This window comes from Ramlibacter aurantiacus (assembly GCF_016722895.1).
Lineage (GTDB): Bacteria > Pseudomonadota > Gammaproteobacteria > Burkholderiales > Burkholderiaceae_C > Ramlibacter > Ramlibacter aurantiacus.
In genome coordinates, this window is sequence record NZ_JAEQNA010000005.1 from 128,963 (window position 1) to 146,794 (window position 17,832).

General features: G+C 70.9%; 16 protein-coding genes. 9 read left to right on the forward strand and 7 right to left on the reverse strand.

Going from position 1 to position 17,832, the window contains the following annotated elements; translation table 11 throughout:
- The first annotated feature begins 111 nt into the window (after positions 1 to 111).
- A complete protein-coding gene (locus JI739_RS14480; protein ID WP_236589652.1) occupies positions 112 to 528 on the forward strand; it encodes a VOC family protein in 417 nt (138 codons plus the stop codon).
- 315 nt (positions 529 to 843) lie between these two features.
- Here the strand turns inward: JI739_RS14480 and serS are convergent, their stop codons facing one another.
- The gene (gene serS, locus JI739_RS14485) at positions 844 to 2,154 is read right to left on the reverse strand and encodes a serine--tRNA ligase (protein WP_201684635.1); all 1,311 of its coding nucleotides are present in this window, start codon (positions 2,152 to 2,154) and stop codon (positions 844 to 846) included.
- Positions 2,155 to 2,305: 151 nt separating this feature from the next.
- Here serS and JI739_RS14490 point away from each other — a divergent pair, with 151 nt between their 5' ends.
- Positions 2,306 to 2,512: a CsbD family protein gene (locus tag JI739_RS14490; protein WP_201684636.1), complete on the forward strand. Its 207-nt coding sequence runs from the start codon at positions 2,306 to 2,308 to the stop codon at positions 2,510 to 2,512.
- A 117-nt stretch (positions 2,513 to 2,629) separates the two neighbouring features.
- On the opposite strand, the gene JI739_RS14495 is transcribed toward JI739_RS14490, so the two are convergent.
- The 3 genes from JI739_RS14495 to JI739_RS14505 are packed head-to-tail and all read right to left on the reverse strand — an operon-like array spanning position 2,630 to position 6,443.
- Positions 2,630 to 5,011 carry a DUF3482 domain-containing protein gene (locus JI739_RS14495; protein ID WP_201684637.1) on the reverse strand — a complete coding sequence of 794 codons (2,382 nt, stop codon included), beginning with the start codon at positions 5,009 to 5,011 and terminating at the stop codon, positions 2,630 to 2,632.
- Positions 5,008 to 5,964: a 4-hydroxy-3-methylbut-2-enyl diphosphate reductase gene (gene ispH, locus JI739_RS14500; RefSeq protein WP_201684638.1), complete on the reverse strand. Its 957-nt coding sequence runs from the start codon at positions 5,962 to 5,964 to the stop codon at positions 5,008 to 5,010. Before ispH ends, JI739_RS14495 begins: the two co-directional genes overlap by 4 nt.
- Before the next feature lie 2 nt (positions 5,965 to 5,966).
- Positions 5,967 to 6,443: an FKBP-type peptidyl-prolyl cis-trans isomerase gene (locus tag JI739_RS14505; RefSeq protein WP_201684639.1), complete on the reverse strand. Its 477-nt coding sequence runs from the start codon at positions 6,441 to 6,443 to the stop codon at positions 5,967 to 5,969.
- A gap of 93 nt (positions 6,444 to 6,536) precedes the next feature.
- On the opposite strand from JI739_RS14505, the gene radC reads away from it, so the two are divergent.
- Positions 6,537 to 7,214: a RadC family protein gene (radC, locus tag JI739_RS14510; RefSeq protein WP_201684640.1), complete on the forward strand. Its 678-nt coding sequence runs from the start codon at positions 6,537 to 6,539 to the stop codon at positions 7,212 to 7,214.
- A gap of 318 nt (positions 7,215 to 7,532) precedes the next feature.
- Here the strand turns inward: radC and JI739_RS14515 are convergent, their stop codons facing one another.
- The gene (locus JI739_RS14515; protein WP_201684641.1) at positions 7,533 to 8,396 is read right to left on the reverse strand and encodes a class I SAM-dependent methyltransferase; all 864 of its coding nucleotides are present in this window, start codon (positions 8,394 to 8,396) and stop codon (positions 7,533 to 7,535) included.
- Between the two features lie 95 nt (positions 8,397 to 8,491).
- Here JI739_RS14515 and JI739_RS14520 point away from each other — a divergent pair, with 95 nt between their 5' ends.
- Entirely contained in the window at positions 8,492 to 9,400 is a 909-nt protein-coding gene (locus JI739_RS14520) for a LysR family transcriptional regulator (RefSeq protein ID WP_201684642.1), read from the forward strand.
- Positions 9,397 to 10,626 (forward strand): MFS transporter, encoded by a 1,230-nt coding sequence (locus JI739_RS14525; RefSeq protein ID WP_201684643.1) that lies wholly within the window; start codon positions 9,397 to 9,399, stop codon positions 10,624 to 10,626. Before JI739_RS14520 ends, JI739_RS14525 begins: the two co-directional genes overlap by 4 nt.
- Positions 10,627 to 10,635: 9 nt before the next feature.
- Here the strand turns inward: JI739_RS14525 and JI739_RS14530 are convergent, their stop codons facing one another.
- Together JI739_RS14530 and JI739_RS14535 are read right to left on the reverse strand one after the other, a co-directional pair.
- Positions 10,636 to 11,949, reverse strand: a complete 1,314-nt coding sequence (locus JI739_RS14530; RefSeq protein WP_354003732.1) for an NAD(P)/FAD-dependent oxidoreductase — start codon at positions 11,947 to 11,949, stop codon at positions 10,636 to 10,638.
- A gap of 16 nt (positions 11,950 to 11,965) precedes the next feature.
- On the reverse strand, positions 11,966 to 12,835 hold the full coding sequence (locus JI739_RS14535; protein ID WP_201684645.1) for an MOSC domain-containing protein: 870 nt from the start codon (positions 12,833 to 12,835) through the stop codon (positions 11,966 to 11,968).
- Positions 12,836 to 12,884: 49 nt separating this feature from the next.
- On the opposite strand from JI739_RS14535, the gene JI739_RS14540 reads away from it, so the two are divergent.
- The 4 genes from JI739_RS14540 to JI739_RS14555 are packed head-to-tail and all read left to right on the forward strand — an operon-like array spanning position 12,885 to position 17,686.
- Positions 12,885 to 14,000, forward strand: a complete 1,116-nt coding sequence (locus tag JI739_RS14540; protein ID WP_201684646.1) for an FAD-dependent monooxygenase — start codon at positions 12,885 to 12,887, stop codon at positions 13,998 to 14,000.
- 34 nt (positions 14,001 to 14,034) lie between these two features.
- Positions 14,035 to 14,757: a DsbC family protein gene (locus JI739_RS14545; RefSeq protein WP_201684647.1), complete on the forward strand. Its 723-nt coding sequence runs from the start codon at positions 14,035 to 14,037 to the stop codon at positions 14,755 to 14,757.
- Positions 14,754 to 16,505: a M61 family metallopeptidase gene (locus JI739_RS14550; protein WP_201684648.1), complete on the forward strand. Its 1,752-nt coding sequence runs from the start codon at positions 14,754 to 14,756 to the stop codon at positions 16,503 to 16,505. Before JI739_RS14545 ends, JI739_RS14550 begins: the two co-directional genes overlap by 4 nt.
- A complete protein-coding gene (locus JI739_RS14555) occupies positions 16,484 to 17,686 on the forward strand; it encodes a DUF3108 domain-containing protein (RefSeq protein WP_201684649.1) in 1,203 nt (400 codons plus the stop codon). The genes JI739_RS14550 and JI739_RS14555 overlap by 22 nt, the downstream gene beginning before the upstream one ends.
- Positions 17,687 to 17,832: the final 146 nt, after the last annotated feature.

Here is a 17,832-nt window from a genome sequence, read left to right on the forward strand (position 1 = left end):
TGGGACTTGGGGCAGAACCCGCCGGACGGGTTGAAGAACAAGCACGTGCTCATGCGCGGCGCCGGCCTTAGCATGTGAGGCTGCTCGTCCCACTCAAGGAGCCTGGCAACCATGCAGATCGAGTCTTATCTCTTCTTTGGCGGCAATTGCGAGGAAGCGCTCAACTTCTACAAGCAGAGCCTCGGCGGCGAGATCGTCACCTTGATGCGCTACGAGGGCTCGCCCATGGACACCGCGCAGCTGGCGGCCAACTGGAAGCAGAAGGTCATGCACTCGACCTTCGAGTGCGAAGGTGCCCGCTTCATGGCCAGCGACACCATGCCCGGGCAGCCGGCGCCCGACTACAGCGGGTTCGCGATGTCGCTGTATGTGCCGGGGTCCGACGCGGAGAAGGCCCGGCGGGCGTTCAATGCACTGGCCGAAGGTGGCAAGGTGACGATGCCTTTCACACCGCCGTTCTGGGGCGGGCACTTCGGGATGTTGACGGATCGGTTCGGAGTGCCTTGGATGGTGAGTTCCGAGCATTGAGGAAACACTCAACGGCTCCGTTGGTCAAGGCGTGGGTGCGGGCCCTTCGACAAGCTCAGGGCGAACGGGGAGGGGCGGCGTGGGTGCGGGCCCTTCGACAAGCTCGGGGCGAACGGGGGCAGCGGCGTGTGTGCGGGCCCTTCGACAAGCTCGGGGCGAACGGGGGCAGCGGCGTGGGTGCGGGCCCTTCGACAAGCTCAGGGCGAACGGGGAGGCGGCGTGGGGACCTTCGTCGCCCCTTCGATCGTTCAACCAGCTTAGGGCAGGCAAGCTCAGGGCGAACGGCGTGAGCCGCGCGAGCGACCTTTTGAAACCCTAAGCCGCGATCCGCTCCATCCCACCCAGGTACGGCCGCAGCGCCTCGGGCACCGTGACGGAGCCGTCGGCGTTCTGGTAGTTCTCCAGCACCGCCACCAGGGTGCGGCCCACCGCGAGCCCTGATCCGTTGAGCGTGTGCAGCAGTTCGTTCTTGCCTTGCGCGTTCTTGAAGCGCGCCTGCAGTCGGCGCGCCTGGAAGGCTTCGCAGTTGGATACCGAGCTGATCTCGCGGTAGGTACCCTGCGCCGGCAGCCACACTTCCAGGTCGTAGGTCTTGGCCGCGCCGAAGCCCATGTCGCCGGTGCACAGCAGCATCACGCGATACGGCAGCCCCAGCTTCTGCAGGATGGCCTCGGCGTGGCCGGTCATCTGCTCCAGCGCCTCGTAGCTTTGCTCGGGGTGAACGACCTGCACCATCTCGACCTTGTCGAACTGGTGCTGGCGGATCATGCCGCGCGTGTCACGGCCGGCGCTGCCCGCCTCGGAGCGGAAGCACGGGGTGTGCGCGGTCAGGCGAATCGGCAGGCGCGCCTCGGCCACGATCTCGTCGCGCACGAAGTTGGTGAGCGTCACCTCGCTGGTGGGGATGAGGTACAGGGCCGCATCTTCGCTGGCTGCCTCGCCTTCGTGGCCGCCCTTGCGCACCGCGAACAGGTCGGCCTCGAACTTGGGCAATTGCCCGGTGCCGCGCAGCGTCTCGGCGTTGACGATGTAGGGCGTGTAGCACTCGGTGTAGCCGTGCTCCTGCGTCTGCACGTCGAGCATGAATTGCGCCAGGGCCCGATGTAGCCGGGCAATGGGGCCCTGCATGACCGTGAAGCGCGAGCCGGCCAGCTTGACGCCGATGTCGAAATCCAGCCCCAGGCGCTCGCCGATGTCCACGTGGTCGCGCACGGCGAAGTCGAATTCGCGCGGCGTGCCCCACTGGCGCACCGGGACGTTGCCCTGCTCGTCGGCGCCCACCGGCACGCTGTCGTGCGGCAGGTTGGGCACGGCCAGCAGCAGGGCCTGCAGTTCAGGCTGGATCTGCTCCAGGCGAGCGGCCGACTGGTCGAGCTCCTGCTTGATCTCGGCAACCTCGGCCATCACCGCATCGGCCGACTCCCCCTTGGCCTTGAGCTGTCCGACCTGGCGCGACAGCTGGTTGCGCCGGGCCTGCAGGTCTTCGGTGCGCTTTTGCAGGCTCTTGCGTTCGGATTCCAGGCGGCTGAACGCCTCGATGTCGAGGAAGGGCTGCGGGTTCTTGCGCGTCTGCAGGCGGCGAACCACCGCGTCGAGATCCTTGCGAAGCAGGCTGATGTCAAGCATCGGGCGATTTTAGGCGGGGGGTTCCTGGCCGCTGAGTCATGCACTGTTCCGTAGGCCGCGCCGTACAGGCGACCCCGCCCCTGGCCGGCACGCAGCAGCCGACCATGCGCCTAGTCTGGACTCCTCGATTCACAAACCGAAGGAGCAGATCATGAACAAGGACCAAGTGAAGGGCGGCATCAAGGAAGCAGCGGGCAAGGCCCAGAAGAACCTGGGTGACGCCATGGACAGCCACGAACAGGAAGCCAAGGGCGCGGCCAAGGAGGCCGAGGGCAAGGTGCAGAAGAACGTGGGTCATGCGAAGGAAGACGTGCGCGAAGCGACCAATCCGTCGCCGGCGGACAAGCGCAGCCATTGATCGCGTTCGTGCACCGCATGGAATGCCCCGCCTAGGCGGGGCGTTTTTTTTGACGCGCCCCGCTCGAGCGGCGCAGGTGCCGTTGTGATCCAACGGCCCAGGACCGAAGCAAGGCGCTCAGTCGTTGAGCTGCGCCAGCAGCACCCGCGCCATCTCCTGCAGGCGCTCGGTCGCCGCGCCGGCGACCTCGGGATCGCCCGGCGGGGTGGCGCGGGCGCGCTCCCACAGCGCGCGCAGTTCGCTGCGGCGGGTCTCCACCACCGCCACGACCGCGCTGCGCCAGGCGGCAGGCGGCTCGCTCGTCTCCAGCGGTTCGCGCATCGCCACGGCCAGGTACTGCATCAATGCCAGCTCGCACAAGGCCTGCAGCATGTCTTCGCTCAGTTGCACCTGGGTGGCGCCGCCAGGGGCCGAGCGGTTCTTCAGGGCCGCTGCCACCAGGGCCGCGCCGCCCCCCACCATCGCGCCCAGCGCCGCACCCGCGCCCAGCGTGAGGCCACCGGTGATGAGGTCGATGCCGACCCCGGCCGCCGCGCCGCTGGCCGCGCCGGCCATGCCGGCCTGCGAGGCGTTCACGCCCTGGCGGACGACGAAGCGGGTCGACGCGAGCGTGGTGTCCACCGGCCCGCTCGGCACATCGAGGCCGTGCAGCCGGTGCAGCTGCACCCAGCTGTCCTGCTGCACCGGCGCCAGCCGCGACAGCAAGGTAGCCATGGCCTGCTGCCTGGCTTGCTGCTCGGCCTCGCGCTCGATGCCGTCGACCAGCCGGCGCAGCGACAGCCGACCGGAGCCGACCTCCTGCACCTCGCGCGCAGCCTGCAGGAGCGGCGCGGCCAGCAGGCGCATGGCCAAGGCCAGGCGGTCGTCGTGGTGGATGGTCCAGGCGACCAGGAGGCGCTGGCCGCCGGCCGACTTGTGGGCCGGCAGGTGGCGGGCGATCGCGTCGCGCAGCGGTTCCTCCCAGGCCCAGCACCCGGCGACATCGCGCAGGGGCAGCCACTCGACCGGCTGCAGCCGCGCCGCCTCGACGGCGTGCCGCAGGTCCTGCACCTGCGTCTCGTCGGCGCCGTGCAGCACCACCACCGGGCGCGGCAGCGCGTGCAGCTGCGGCAGGAACGCGGACAGCTGGCGCGGCGACTCCAGCGCCAGCAGCCAGAGATCGGCGTCGGCCTGGGACGCATCGGCCACAGCCAGCGGCGGCGGCTCCCACCAGGCCCGCAGGCGGGTCAGCCAGCGGCCCGGCGAAGACCCCTCGGCGCCGGCAGCGGGCACGGGAGCCGGCGCGGGTGCGGCAGGGGGCACCGCCTGCGGCGTTGCCTCCCAGACCACCAGCTCGTCGCCGCGCGAGGTTTGCAGCGGCCGGGGACCGAAGCCCACGGCGTCTTCCGGCTGGCCGGCATCGCGCCAAAGGCGCCGCATCAGCGCGCGCTGCGAACCGGGCGCCGCGGCCCAGGCGAGCACCAGCCGCGCGGGGCTGACACGCGCCATCAGCTCGGCGAAGTAACGCTCGCGCAAGTCGATGCGCAGGCCCCGGCCCGCCCACCGCCGGCGGGTGGCGCACCAGGCGGCCAACAGCACGCGCGGCACCACCACCACGATGCCCAGCAAACCGAGGTACAGCGAGATCCAGTGCCGTGCCTCGGCCGTGCCCACCGCCGCGCCGGAGCGGAAATGCATGCGCTGCACCTGGTCGATGCTGAAGCCTTCCAGCGGCAACAGCGCCACCACCGGCGCGAACAGCACCTGCAGCAGGGTGTGTACCTGGGCCAGGTCGAGCAGCGTGCTTTCCCAGCCGACGCGGTATTCGCGCACCAGGCCGCCGAGCACGATGGACAGCCCCACCCCCAGGCCCCAGGCCGCGGCCGACACGTGCAGGATGCCGGCGATGCGCCAGCCTTCCAGCGCGCCAGCCACGCGCCACCAGTTCAGGCGAAAGCGGGTGGCGACGGCGGCGCGCAGTTGGCGGCTGCCGCGCGGCGGGCTGCGATGCCCCATCCAGTCGCGCAGGGCCGCCGCCAGTCCGCCCGGCCCGGCCGAGCCGCGGCCGCGCCGCGCCCACAGCGGCCGCAGCAGCAGGCCCAGGTAGATCACCAGGTTCCACAGCACGAAAGCCAGCAGCGGCGGCGACAGCATGTTGACCTGGCCGGGGTTGTCGATGCGCTCCACCAGCAGCCCCGCCACCAGCGCCAGCGCCGGCAGGCCCCAACCCAGCCAGCGCTGCCAGGGCTCGGCGCGCTCGAGCGACGCGATGCGGGCGTCGCGCTTGTCCACCGTCTCCAGCACGCGGCGGGCCCGCTCGTCGAGGTAACGTCCAGGGTCGGGCGGGCGCGAGACCTCGGGTCCTGCCACCGCCTGCAGCGCCTGGCGCTCGATCTGATCGCGTTCGGCCTCGCCGACCAGCCGGCCCTGGCTGTCGGATTCATCGATGGCCTGCACCAGCATTAGGCGGCGCGCCCGCGCCGAATCCAGCGTCAGGAAGGTCTCGGGCGGCAGATTCACGCGGCAGCCGGCGGCTGGGGCTTGAGGCCCTTGGGCAGCGGGAACTTGATGGTCTCCTGGATGCCGTCCATGCGGCGAACCGCCACCGCGCCCAGGCTGCGCAGGCGCGCGATCAGCTCCTGCACGAGCACCTCGGGCGCCGAGGCTCCGGCGGTGACGCCCACCCGCGGACGCCCCTCCAGCCATTCGGGCCGCAGCTCCTGCGCCGAATCGACCATGTAGGCGGGCACGCCCCGCTTGCGTGCGACCTCGGCCAGGCGGTTGCTGTTGGAGCTGGTGGGGCTGCCCACCACCAGCACCACATCGACCTCGGCCGACAGCAGCTTCACCGCGTCCTGGCGGTTCTGCGTGGCATAGCAGATGTCCTGCTGCTTGGGCTCGCGCACGCTGGGAAAGCGCGCCCGAACCGCCGCCATGATCTCGGCCGCGTCGTCCACGCTGAGCGTGGTCTGCGTCACCACGGCGAGCTTGTCCGCCTGCGCCGGCTGCACGCGGGCGACGTCGGCCACGTCTTCGACCAGGTGGATGCCCTCGTCCAGCTGGCCCATGGTGCCCTCCACCTCGGGATGGCCCTTGTGTCCGATCATGATGAATTCGTAGCCTTCGCGCGCGAGCTTGGCCACTTCGACGTGCACCTTGGTCACCAGCGGGCAGGTCGCGTCGAACACGTCGAAGCCGCGATCGTGCGCCTCGCGCTCCACGGCCTTGCTCACGCCGTGCGCCGAGAACACCAGCGTGGCGCCGGGGGGCACGTCGGCCAGGTCCTCGATGAAGATGGCGCCCTTGGCCTTGAGGTCGTTGACGACAAAGGTGTTGTGCACGATCTCGTGGCGCACGTACACGGGCGGGCCGAACTTGGCGAGCGCCGCCTCCACGATGTCGATGGCGCGGTCGACACCGGCGCAGAAACCGCGCGGTTCGGCCAGCAGGATGTCCGAGGGTCCGTCGTTCATGGTCATAGCACCCCGATAACGCGCACTTCGAAGGTGACGGGCTGGCCCGCCAGCGGATGGTTGAAGTCGAACAGCACGGCGTCCGAGCGGCCATCGCCGTCACCATCAGCGCCCACCTGGCGCACCGCGCCGGCATAGCTGCCCAGGCCGTCGGGCGTGGGGAACTGCACCACGTCGCCCACGCGGTACTCCTCGTCGGGGTCGCCCATTTGCGCGAGCAGGCTGCGCGCCACCCACTGCAGCATCTCGGGGTTCCGATCGCCGAAGGCCTCACCGGCGGGGATATCGAAGGTCTCGTGCGCGCCCTCGGGCAGTCCGATCAGGCGCTGCTCCACCGCCGGCGACAGCTCGCCCGAGCCCAGCGTGAGCGTCGCCGGCTTGCCGGCGAAGGTGTTGATGATGTCCCCTGCGGGTCCGGCCAGCCGGTAATGCAGGGTGAGGAAGGAGCCCGCTGCGACACGGGGCTGAGAAGAGGCCATGGATGTCCCGATAAACTGACCGCCATTCTAGAAACGCGGCCACTCCCGGCCGGCCTGGGGCAGTAATGGGCCGGTTCGACGCCAGCCCTTCCCATGCCCCTGCAGCACCTGCCGCCCGATGCCCGCCCCCGCGAGAAACTCCTGTCGCACGGCGCCGCCGCCCTCTCCGACACCGAACTGCTCGCCCTGCTGCTGCGCACCGGCATGGCCGGCAAGAGCGTGTTCGCGCTGGCGCAGGAACTGGTCGACACCTTCGGCGGCCTGGCGGGGCTGCTGAACACCGGCGCGTCCGAACTCAAGCTCATCAAGGGGCTGGGCGGAGCGGCCAAGCGCACCCAGCTCGTGGCCGTGCTCGAGCTGGCCCGACGTGCGATGGCCCAGCAGCTCAGGGAACGCGAGATCTTCGATTCACCCGGCGCGGTCAAGCACTACCTGCAGCTGCACCTGGCCCACAAGGGACACGAGGTGTTCGCGGTGCTGTTCCTGGATGCGCAGAACCGGCTGGTGGCGATGGAAGAGCTTTTTCGCGGCACGCTCACCGAGACCAGCGTGTACCCGCGCGAAGTGGTGCTGCGGGCGTTGCACCATCGGGCCAGTGCGGTGGTGCTGGCGCACAACCACCCCAGCGGCTCGCTGCAGGCGTCGACGGCCGACGTGCAGCTGACGCGCACGCTGTGCGCGGCCCTGGGGCTGGTGGACGTGCGCGTGCTCGATCACGTGATCGTGGCGCCGGGCGGGGCGACGTCGATGGCGGAGCAGGGATTGGTATGAGCGGTGCGCAGCGCACTGTCGCTTGCCGAGCACCACAAGCTCACTCGGGCTGAGCTTGGCAAGAGCCGGCGAGCCCTTCGACAAGCTCTCATCAAACAGCCCTCACGAGACGACAAAGCTCCCGTTCGGGCTGAGCTAGTCGAAGCCCCCCATATCCTTCGACGGGCTCAGGGCGAACGGATGTGTAGGCGCGCCAGCTGTGAGTCCCCTCATGTCTTTCGTCGCCTCGGCGGCGATTGCAAGCCTGTCCTTTGCTGGTCGAAAGGCTCAGGGCAGACGATGGGGCGGCAACCGTCGGTAGGTCCGTGCCCTTGCGCCTCACGCCCGCCCCGCCGTCAACACCAGCTCGTTGGGCCCGCTCCACCCCTGCGCGGTATCGAACGCATGCAGCTGCCGCTCCATGTCGTCCCAAGCTGCCTGCTGAGCGGGAACGTCCAACCTGGACAGGATCTGCTGGATGGGACTTGCCGAGCTGCGGATGAAGCGCAGGTAATGAGCCGCCGAAGGCATCTCGAACGGCGCGGCCAGCCGGGTGCTGGCGACCTGGCTGAAGCCGGCTTCGCTGAACAGCTCGTCCAGCCGACCGGGGCGACCCAGGCTGAACAGCGAGCCCGGCTGATGGGGGTCGCGCGGCGGCAGGCCGGCATGGCGCAAGGCGGTGGCCAGCAGCCGCGACACGCAGGGATTGGCCGCCGGCTCGCCGAACACGAGCACCGCCACGCCACCCCCGGGACGCAACGCGCGGTGCATCTGGCGCAGGCCCTGCAGCGGATCCGGAAAAAACATCAGGCCGAGCCGGCTCACGGCGGCGTCGAAGCTGGCCGCCTCGAGGTCGAGCGCTTCGCCATCGGACACCTGCACCTCGACTTGCGCCAGCCCGGCGCGGCGCGCATTGTCCTGCGCCAGAGCCAGGATGGCCGGCGAGATGTCGGTCGCCAGCACACGCCCTTCGGGACCGACACGGCGGGCGATGTCCAGCGTCTGGTCACCGGCGCCGGCCGCGACATCGAGCACCCGGTCGCCCGGCCCGATGCCGGCCATGTCGAGCATGGCCCCGGTGGCGCGGCCCAGCCAGGTGCGCAGGGCAGCCGTATGATCGTTCCAGCCCGGCGCGGACTGGTCCCATTGCTCGCGCATCGCGGCCTTGAAGGTGGCCGGATCGAACTGGATGGCAGCTTCCATGATGACTCTCCTTGCGGGCGGTTGGCGGTGCTTGCCATCTTGGGCGCCCGTGCTGCGTGCCGGAAGCCGCGAACGTGCAAGAGGGGGCCGCGCGCATGCATAGCCCGCTGGCCTTCGACTGGGACGACGTGCGGATCTTCCTGGCCGTGGCCCGGCACGGCAGTACCGTGTCGGCGGCGCGCGCGCTGGGCGTGAACCAGTCCACCGTGCACCGGCGCATGCTCGCCTTCGAAGAGCGCATCGGCCGCAGCCTGCTGGTGCGCGAGCCCAGCGGCTACCGACTCACCGAATTCGCGCAGAGCCTGCTGCCGCTGGCCGAACGAATGGACGAAGCCGCGCAGGCCCTGCAGCACCAGATGCAGGCCGACGCCCGAAGCGCCGGGGGCGTGGTCCGCCTGACCTGCCCCGAACCCATGGTCTTGCGCATCACCCGGTCGGGGCTGCTCGAGCGGTTCCAGCAGCAGCATCCCGGCTGGCGAGTCGAGTTCGTGGTGAGCGACAGATACCTCGACCTCGCGACGGGCGAGGTCGACGTGGCGCTGCGCTCGGGCGATACGGATGCGCCGGATGTCATCGGCAGCAAGATCGCCGACTCGCTGTGGGCGGTGTACGCCAGCCGCTCCTACGTCGAACGCCACGGGCAGCCCCGTTCGATCGACGACCTGCGCGGGCACGACCTCGTCGGCTTCGACGACAGCCTGGCCGGGCACCGCGCCAGCGTCTGGCTGCTGCAGGTGGCGCCGCAGGGACGCATCGCCGCGCGCAGCAACAGCGTGCTCGGGCTGCTGTATGCGGTGAAGTCGGGCCTCGGCGTGGCGCCGCTGCCGACGGCGCTGGGCGACGCCGAGCCGGAGCTGGTTCGGGTGCTGGGCCCGGTGCCGGAGTTGTCGCGCATCTGGCGCGTGCTGGCGCACAAGGACCGGCGCCACCTGCCGGGCGTGGCCGCGTTCTTCGACTTCATGGTCGGCCAGCGCGACCAGCTCAAGGCCATCTTCACCGGATGAAAACCCACGCGACGGGCGCGGCCCTATCCTCCAGCACCCCATCCACCCGGCCGTGGCACATCCTGCCGGTGATCGTGCTGGCGCAGTTCGCCGGCACCTCGGTCTGGTTCTCGGGCAACGCCGTCATCGCCGAACTCGATCGCGTGCTGGGCCTGGGCGGGCCGGCCCATGGCGCCGTCACCTCCGCGGTGCAAGGAGGCTTCATCGCGGGCACCTTGGTGTTCGCCCTGTTCAACATCGCCGACCGCTGGCGGCCGCGCGACGTGTTCCTGGCCTGCGCGGTGCTCGCCGCGCTGGCCAACGGCGCGATGGCGCTGCTGCCGCAGCTGGACAGCGGCCGCTACCCGGCGCTGCTGGCGGCGCGTTTCGCGGCCGGTTTTTTCCTGGCGGGCATCTACCCGGTGGGCATGAAGATCGCCGCCAGCTGGTACCGCGAAGGCCTCGGGGCCGCCCTGGGCTGGCTGGTGGGGGCGCTGGTGGTCGGCACGGCGCTGCCGCACCTGCTGCGCGGCAGCCTGCCCGCCGGCGGCTGGGTGCCGGTGGTGCTGGCCGTCTCGCTGCTGGCGGTGGCCGGGGGCGTGCTGCTGCATCGGGTGGTCCCCGAAGGACCCTTCCTGCAGCCGGCGCCGAAGTTCGATCCGGGCGCGCTGGTGCGGGCCTTCGCCGCGCCGGACTTCCGCGCCAGCGCCTTCGGCTACTTCGGCCACATGTGGGAGCTGTACACGCTGTGGGCCTTCGCTCCGCTGATGCTGGCGGCGTACGCGCAGCGGCACGGGGTGGGCATCGACGTGCCGCTGTGGTCGTTCTTCATCATCGGCGCGGGCGGGCTGGGCTGCGTCGCGGGCGGGCTGGTCTCGCGCCGCGCCGGCAGCGCGCGCGTGGCCTTCGGCCAGCTGGGGCTGTCGGGCCTGTGCTGCCTGGCCTCGCCGCTGGCCTATGCACTGCCGCCCATCGGTTTTCTCGCGTTCATGGTGTTCTGGGGCGTGGTGGTGGCGGGTGACTCGCCCCAGTTCTCGGCATTGAACGCGGCGACGGCACCCCGTGCCTTCGTCGGCTCGGCCCTCACCATCGCCAACTGCATCGGCTTCGCGATCAGCGTGGTGAGCCTGCAGGCCATGAGCCTGGCGGCCGATCGCCTGCCGGTGGCCTGGTGGTTCGTGCCGGTGGCCATCGGCCCGGCGCTGGGCTTGCTGGCCTGCCGGCGCCTGGCCGCGCGCGGCGCCTGAGCTGGACTATCAGCCAGGGCCCGGCGGGCCCTCGATGTCCGCGACCACGCGCGCCGATCGTTGCGACGTCCAGTAGGCCCAGGCCCAGTCGGTCATCACCATCAGCCGGCTGCGAAAGCCGATCAGGAAGTAGATGTGCGCGAACAGCCAGAACAGCCAGGCCAGGGTGCCGCGCATGTGGAAGCGCCCGAGCGGCAGCCACAGGTCCACCACCGCCGACCTGCGCCCGATGGTGGCCAGGTTGCCCCAGTCGCGATAGCGGAAGGGCCGGCCCGCTTCGCCGCGCAGGTGGCGCACGATGTCTTGCGCCACGTGCCGCCCCATCTGCTTGGCCGCCGGCGAGACGCCGGGCACCGCCCGCGGCGCCCGGTCCCTCTCGTGGCTGTGGGCCGCGGCCAGGTCACCGATCACGGTGATCTCGGGGTGCCCGGGCAGGGTGAGGTCGGGCAGCACCGGCACCCGGCCGCCCCGGTCCACCTCGATGCCCAGGCGGCGGGCCAGCAGCGCGCCCAATGGGGAGCCGCGCACGCCGGCCGCCCAGACGACGCAGCGGCTCTCGATGCGGCGGCTCTCGCCCGAAGCCGCTCGCAACTCCACGCCGCGCCCGTCGATGGCAGTGACCTTCGTGGACAGCTGCACCTGCACGCCCAGCCGTTCAAGCTGGCGCCTGGCGCTCTCGCTGAGCGACCCGGGCAGCGCGGACAGCAGGCGCGGACCGCCCTCGACGAGCAGGATCTTGGCCCGCGCCGGGTCGATGTGGCGAAACTCACCCGGTAGCGTGCGGTGGGCGATCTCGGCCAGCGTGCCCGCCATCTCGACGCCGGTGGGCCCGCCGCCGATCACCACGAAGTTGAGCCAGGCGGCACGCTGCACCGGATCGGCCTCGCGCTCGGCGGCCTCGAAGGCCATCAGCACCTTGCGCCGGATCCCGAAGGCGTCATCCAGCGTCTTCAGGCCGGGCGCATGCCGGGCCCAGGCGTCGTTCCCGAAGTAGCTGTTGACCGCACCGGCGGCCACGATGAGGCGGTCCCAGGGCAGCGTGCCACCGTCCGCCAGGCGCACGGTGCGCGCGATCGGATCGATGTCCACCACCTCGCCGAGCAGGGTGGTGAGGTTGGCCTGGCGCCGGAACAGGTGCCGGATGGGCGCGGCGATGGCCGGCGCAGACAGGCCCGCGGTGGCCACCTGGTACAGCAGCGGCTGGAACAGGTGATGGTTGGTGCGGTCGACCAGGGTGACCTCGACCGGCGCATCGCGCAGGGCCTTGGCGGCCTCCAGCCCGCCGAAGCCGCAGCCGATGATCAAGACCCGGGGTTGGTGCACCGGCAGCCCGTCCGCCTCAGAAACGCCAATCGCCGCTGACCGCCTGGCCCACGCGCAGCAGCTCGCCGTCGCCCTCGCGCACGATGGCATTCATCCCGAAGGAAATGGCGCCGTCCAGGCGTCGGTCGGCGCGGTAGGCCTGCAGGGCATCGGCCACGGCCGTGCCCGTCTCCCCCGTGGCGGGGTCCACATCGGGGATGGAGCAGCGCGGGCAGGGCTTGACCAGTTGCAGCTCCACGGCTTCGTCGGCCTGTACCCGCAGCCGGTCGAGCCGGTCTTCGTCGTGCGCCTCCAGGCCCGACAGCACGAGGTTGGGCCGGAAACGCTCGATGCCGACCGGGCCGTGGCCGCCGGCCACGAGCCGGCGGTTCAGCTCGTCGAGCGACGCCTGGCCCAGCACCAGCAGGGGAAAGCCGTCGCCGAAGGTGTTGGGCGCCTCCACCCCGCCGGTCCACTGCAGGCTGGACAGGCGGCGGTGCTCGGGGTCGAAGCGCACCAGCCGCAGGCGTTGGCCCAGGAAGTCGCTGAACCATTGCGCGGCGATCGGCCCCATGTCGTAGGCCGGCAAGTCGTCGTCCCACAGCCGCACCCGCACCGGCTCTTCGGCCGCATCCACGCGCAGGTGCAAGGGCAGCATGCCGGGGGCACGCAGGATCACCTCGCTGTGCTTGAGGCGCGTCTGGATCAGCGCCATGCGCGGCAGCTCGCGCTGCGACACGAACTCACCCTGCTCGCCCACCACCATCCAGGTGCGGTCGAGGTCGAGCCCGGCGTCCGTGAGCAGGGCCTGCGGCAACTCGATGCCCGCGCAGGACTTGACCGGATAGATGAACAGGCGGGCGATGCGCGCGCTGGCCACGGGGGCATGGGGCGGGGTGATGCTCATGGGTGGGACTCCAGGGCCGCGATTGTGCCCCGCCTCCTACAATGCGCCGATGGCTGCGCCTCTCGATGTCTGTATCCGCGGCGACGGCGTGGTCGGCCGCACGCTCGCCCTGCTGCTGGCCCGCGACCGCCTCCGGGTGGGCCTGGTCCAGGGGCCCGAAGCGGTGGCCGGCGCCGACGCCGGCGCCCCCGAAGTACGCGCCTATGCGCTCAACGCCGCTTCGCGCGAGCTGCTCACTCTCCTGCGAGCCTGGCCCGACGAAGCCCATGCCACCCCGGTGCTGCGCATGGACGTGCATGGCGACGAAGGCGGTCTGGTGCAGTTCCGCGCCGAGCAGCAAGGCGCCGAGGCACTGGCCTGGATCACCGAAGCCGGCGGGCTGCTCGAGCGCCTGGGCGAGGCGCTGCGCTTCCAGCCCTTCGTCGAACTGCTGCACGAGCCGCGCGCCGCCAGCCTCACCGCCGTGTGCGAAGGCCGCGCCAGCATCACCCGCGCCGAGTTCGGCGTCGACTACGAGGTCACCTGGTACGCGCAGCACGCCATCGCGGCGCGGGTGCGCACCGAGCAATCGCACGGCCAGGTGGCGCGCCAGTGGTTCATGGACGGCGACATCCTGGCGCTGTTGCCGCTGGGCGGGCCGCAGGGCCACTCGGCCGCGCTGGTGTGGTCGGTGGCGCAGGACCGCGTGGGCGAGCTGATCGACCTGCCCGTGGTGCCGTTCGAGGACCGACTGACCGAGGCCAGCCACGGCTGCCTGGGACGGCTGAGCCTGGAGAGCGAGCGGGTGCGCTGGCCACTGCAGCTGGCGCGCGCTTCGCGCTGGTGCGGGCCGGGCTGGGTGCTGGCGGGCGACGCGGCGCACACCGTCCACCCCCTGGCCGGGCAAGGCCTGAACCTGGGCCTGGCCGATGCGCGCGAACTGGCCCGCGTGCTGCACGAACGCGAGTACTGGCGACCCCTGGGTGACGAGAAACTGCTGCGCCGCTACGAACGCGCGCGCAAGTCGCAGGTGGCCGCCATGCAATGGGCCACCGACGGACTGCAACAACTTTTCGCGCAGGACTCGCGCGCCTTCAGCTGGGCGCGCAACTGGGGCATGCGCGGCTTCGACATGAGCGGCCCGCTCAAGGGCTGGGTCGCGCGGCAGGCAGCCGGGCGGCTCTAGGCAGCCGCTTTTCACCGATTTCAACGACACACACATGAACCACATCCAACGCGTGCTCGGCGCTGCCTTGCTGGCCGCCGGCCTGTGCGGCGCGGCGCTGGCGCAGTCGCCCGAGGCCACCATCCGCAAGAACCTGATCGAACGCGTGCCGCAGATCGGCAAGATCGACGAAGTCAGCAAGACCGCCATGCCGGGCCTGTGGGAGGTGCGCATGGGCAGCGACATCCTCTACACCGATGCCAATGGCAACTTCCTGATCCAGGGCGCACTGATCGACACCCGCGAGCGGCGCAACCTGACCGAGGAGCGCATGGAGAAGCTGCTGGCGATCGACTTCGACAGCCTGCCGGTGAAGGACGCCTTCACCATCGTGCGCGGCAACGGCAAGCGCAAGATGGCGGTGTTCCAGGATCCGAACTGCGGCTATTGCAAGCGCTTCGAGCGCGACCTGCAGAAGGTCGACAACGTCACCATCCACATGTTCCTGTACCCGATCCTGGGGCCGGACAGCACCGACAAGTCGCGCAACATCTGGTGCGCCAAGGACAAGGGCAAGACCTGGACCGACTGGATGGTGCGCGACCAGGTGCCCACGCAGGCCAGCTGCGACACCGCCGCCCTGGCCCGCAACGTGGAGTTCGGCCGCAAGCACAAGATCAGCGGCACCCCCACCGTGATCTTCGGCGACGGCACCCGCGTGCCCGGAGCCATCGCCGCCGCGCAGGTCGAGAAGCACCTGGCGGGCAACAGCCGGTGACGGCGGGGCGCAGCGCCGCCATCTCGTACCGGGTCGAGGCGGCGGACCTGCATGCCCACCTGTGGCGCGTCACGCTGGTCATCGACCAGCCGTCCGCGCCGCAGCGGCTGTCACTGCCGGCATGGATCCCCGGCAGCTACCTGGTGCGCGAGTTCAGCAAGCACCTGCAACGCCTGGCCGCCCGCCAGGATGGCCGGCCGGTGCCGCTGCACCAGCAGGACAAGGCCAGCTGGACCGCCGAGTGCATGGCCAGCAGTCCGCTCACGCTCACCTATGAGGTTTATGCCTTCGACAACTCGGTGCGCACGGCCTGGCTGGACGCGCACCGGGGCTTCTTCAACGGCACCAGCCTGTGCCTGCGGGTGCATGGCCAGGAGTCGCACCCGCACCTGATCGAGCTGGTGCCGCCGCTGCCCCACTGGGAAGCGGCCACCGGGCTGTCTGCGCACAAGCCGCTCAAGCGGGGCTTCGGCACCTACTACGCCGCCAATTACGACGAGCTGGTGGACTGCCCGGTGGAGATGGGCACCTTCTGGAGTGCCGAGTTCAAGGCCGGCGGCATCCCGCACCGCTTCGTGGTCGCCGGGGCCACCGAGTCCTTCGACGGCGAGCGCCTGGTTGCCGACACCCAGAAGATCTGCGAGACCGAGATCCGCTTCTGGCACGACCGCAAGAAGGCGCCCTACGGCAGCTACCTGTTCATGCTCAACGTGGTCGATGACAACTACGGCGGCCTGGAGCACCGCAACTCCACCGCCCTCATCGCGTCGCGCCGCGACCTGCCGCGCCTGGGCGAGCCGCGGGCGTCGGAGGGCTATACGACGCTGCTGGGCCTGATCAGCCACGAGTATTTCCACACCTGGAACGTGAAGTACCTGCGGCCGGCGGAGTTCGCCCGCTACGACTACGCCGGCGAAAACTACACCCAGCTGCTGTGGTTCTTCGAGGGCTTCACCAGCTATTACGACGACCTGCTGCTGCGCCGCGCGGGCCTGATCGACGACACCACCTACCTGCGCCTGCTGACCAAGACCGCCAACCAGGTGCTGCAGGCGCCGGGGCGCGAGCTGCAGTCCGTGGCGCAGGCCAGCTTCGATGCCTGGGTGAAGTACTACCGGCAGGACGAGAACACGCCCAACGCCACCATCAGCTACTACACCAAGGGGGCGCTGGTCGCCCTGTGCTTCGACCTCACGCTGCGCGCCGAGGGCCGCACCACGCTGGACGACGTGATGCGCGGGCTGTGGGCGCGCTGCAAGGGCGGCCCCATGACCGAGGCCGACTTCGCCGCCGTGCTGCGCGAGCTGTCCGGGCGCAGCTTCACCCGCGAGATCGCGGCCTGGGTGCACGGCACGCGCGAGCTGCCGCTGGAGGAATTGCTGGCCACGCGTGGCGTGAGCGTGCTGCACGAGCCCGCGCAACTGCAGCAACGCCTGGGGCTGCGCAGCACCGAGGCCGGCGGCACCGTGCAGGTCAAGACCGTCCTGCGTGGCGGCGCCGCCGAGCAGGCGGGCCTGGCCGCCGGCGACGAATGGCTGGGCGTCGAGGTGGGCGGACAGGGCTGGCGCATGGCCAAGCTGGACGACCTGCTGCTGTATGCCGGCAACCACCGCCGGGTGATCGCGCTGGTCTCGCGGGACCGGCGCTTGCTGCGGCTCGAGCTGAACCTGCCGCCCGGTGTGCAGACCTGGCGGCTGGTGCTGCGCGACGCCGCATTGGCGCAGCCATGGCTGGCAGGACCGGCCTGAAGGGAACACGCTCCCGGCCCGCCCGGCTGCCCGTGGTGGTGCTCGCCGTGCTGCTGCTGCACGTGGCGGGCCTGGAATGGCTGGCACGACACCGGCCGCAGGCCAGCGCGCTGAAGACGCTGGACGAGCCGCTGTTCACGCGTGTCCTGGTGCCCGAAGCGCCACCGCCGCCGGGGCCTTCCGCGTCGATGGTGGCGACCGCGCCGGCCGCGCCCGAACGTCCGGTGCTGCGATCGATCGAGCCCCAGGTGGCGCAAGTCGAGCCGAAGCCGGACCCCCGGCCCGAGCCCGAGCCCAAGCCCGAGCCGCCACCAGCGCCAGGACCCGAGCCCGAGCCCGAGGCCACGCCCCCGGCGCCCGAGCCGCAGGCACCCGCGAGTGCCGACGAACCCGTGGCACAGGCGCCTGAACCGGTGGCGGATGCGACCCCTGCGACGCAGCCCGCCGTCGATCCCACCGCGGAGCCCGCGCCGCCCTCCGAGCCCGCGCCAGCGGCCAGCGCCGAACCTGCGAACGCCGGCTCCGACCCGGCGGCGCTCGACCGCTGGCCACGCGACTCGCGCCTGAGCTATGCACTGACCGGCCAGTACCGCGGCGGCCCTCTCTACGGCAGCGCCCAGGTGCAATGGCAGCGGGAGGGATCGACCTACCAGGCGCGGGTCACGCTGGACATCAGCCTGGCCGGGACGCGCGTGATGACCAGCCAGGGCGAGGTACGGCCCGACGGCCTCGTGCCCGAGGTGTACGAAGAGACGCGTCGCGGCAACCGCCGTGCCGTGCAGATGGAACGGGAGCGGCTGGTGTTCGACAACGGCAGCACCGCACCGCGCCCGCCGAGCGTGCAGGACACCGCCAGCCAGTTCGTCGAACTGGGCCACCGCTTCGCGAGCGGGCGCGAACGGCTCGAACTGGGCGGCTCGGTTCAAATCTGGCTGGCACGCCCCAACGCGGCCGACCTCTGGACCTACGACATCGTCGAAAGCACCCTGCTGCAGACGCCGCGCCACGGCGAGGTGGAGGCGTTCCGCCTGGTCCCGCGCGCCCTGCCCAAGCCGCGCGGCAACATCACGGCCGAAATCTGGATCGCCCCCGCGCTGCAGTACCTGCCGGTGCGCATCCGCGTGAGCATGGGTGACGAAGCCTTCGTCGACCTGATGGTGGACACCATCGAACAGCGTTAGTCGATCCCGGGCGAGAGAGACTGGATGTTCCCGCGCCACCGCGCAGCGGCAGGCCCTTCCAGTGCCACCGCGGAACCGGCTCGGCCGGGCCGCTGATGGCGCCCCCCAGGGGTGAGGCGCCGAAGCCGCTTCGGCGGGGCCTATCA

Bases quoted from the DNA above. Each gene is read 5' to 3' on its own strand.
- JI739_RS14480 (WP_236589652.1), top strand. From the start codon at position 112: ATGCAGATCGAGTCTTATCTCTTCTTTGGCGGCAATTGCGAGGAAGCG.
- serS (WP_201684635.1), bottom strand. From the start codon at position 2,154: ATGCTTGACATCAGCCTGCTTCGCAAGGATCTCGACGCGGTGGTTCGC.
- JI739_RS14490 (WP_201684636.1), top strand. From the start codon at position 2,306: ATGAACAAGGACCAAGTGAAGGGCGGCATCAAGGAAGCAGCGGGCAAG.
- ispH (WP_201684638.1), bottom strand. From the start codon at position 5,964: ATGAACGACGGACCCTCGGACATCCTGCTGGCCGAACCGCGCGGTTTC.
- JI739_RS14505 (WP_201684639.1), bottom strand. From the start codon at position 6,443: ATGGCCTCTTCTCAGCCCCGTGTCGCAGCGGGCTCCTTCCTCACCCTG.
- radC (WP_201684640.1), top strand. From the start codon at position 6,537: ATGCCCCTGCAGCACCTGCCGCCCGATGCCCGCCCCCGCGAGAAACTC.
- JI739_RS14515 (WP_201684641.1), bottom strand. From the start codon at position 8,396: ATGGAAGCTGCCATCCAGTTCGATCCGGCCACCTTCAAGGCCGCGATG.
- JI739_RS14520 (WP_201684642.1), top strand. From the start codon at position 8,492: ATGCATAGCCCGCTGGCCTTCGACTGGGACGACGTGCGGATCTTCCTG.
- JI739_RS14525 (WP_201684643.1), top strand. From the start codon at position 9,397: ATGAAAACCCACGCGACGGGCGCGGCCCTATCCTCCAGCACCCCATCC.
- JI739_RS14535 (WP_201684645.1), bottom strand. From the start codon at position 12,835: ATGAGCATCACCCCGCCCCATGCCCCCGTGGCCAGCGCGCGCATCGCC.
- JI739_RS14540 (WP_201684646.1), top strand. From the start codon at position 12,885: ATGGCTGCGCCTCTCGATGTCTGTATCCGCGGCGACGGCGTGGTCGGC.
- JI739_RS14545 (WP_201684647.1), top strand. From the start codon at position 14,035: ATGAACCACATCCAACGCGTGCTCGGCGCTGCCTTGCTGGCCGCCGGC.
- JI739_RS14555 (WP_201684649.1), top strand. From the start codon at position 16,484: ATGGCTGGCAGGACCGGCCTGAAGGGAACACGCTCCCGGCCCGCCCGG.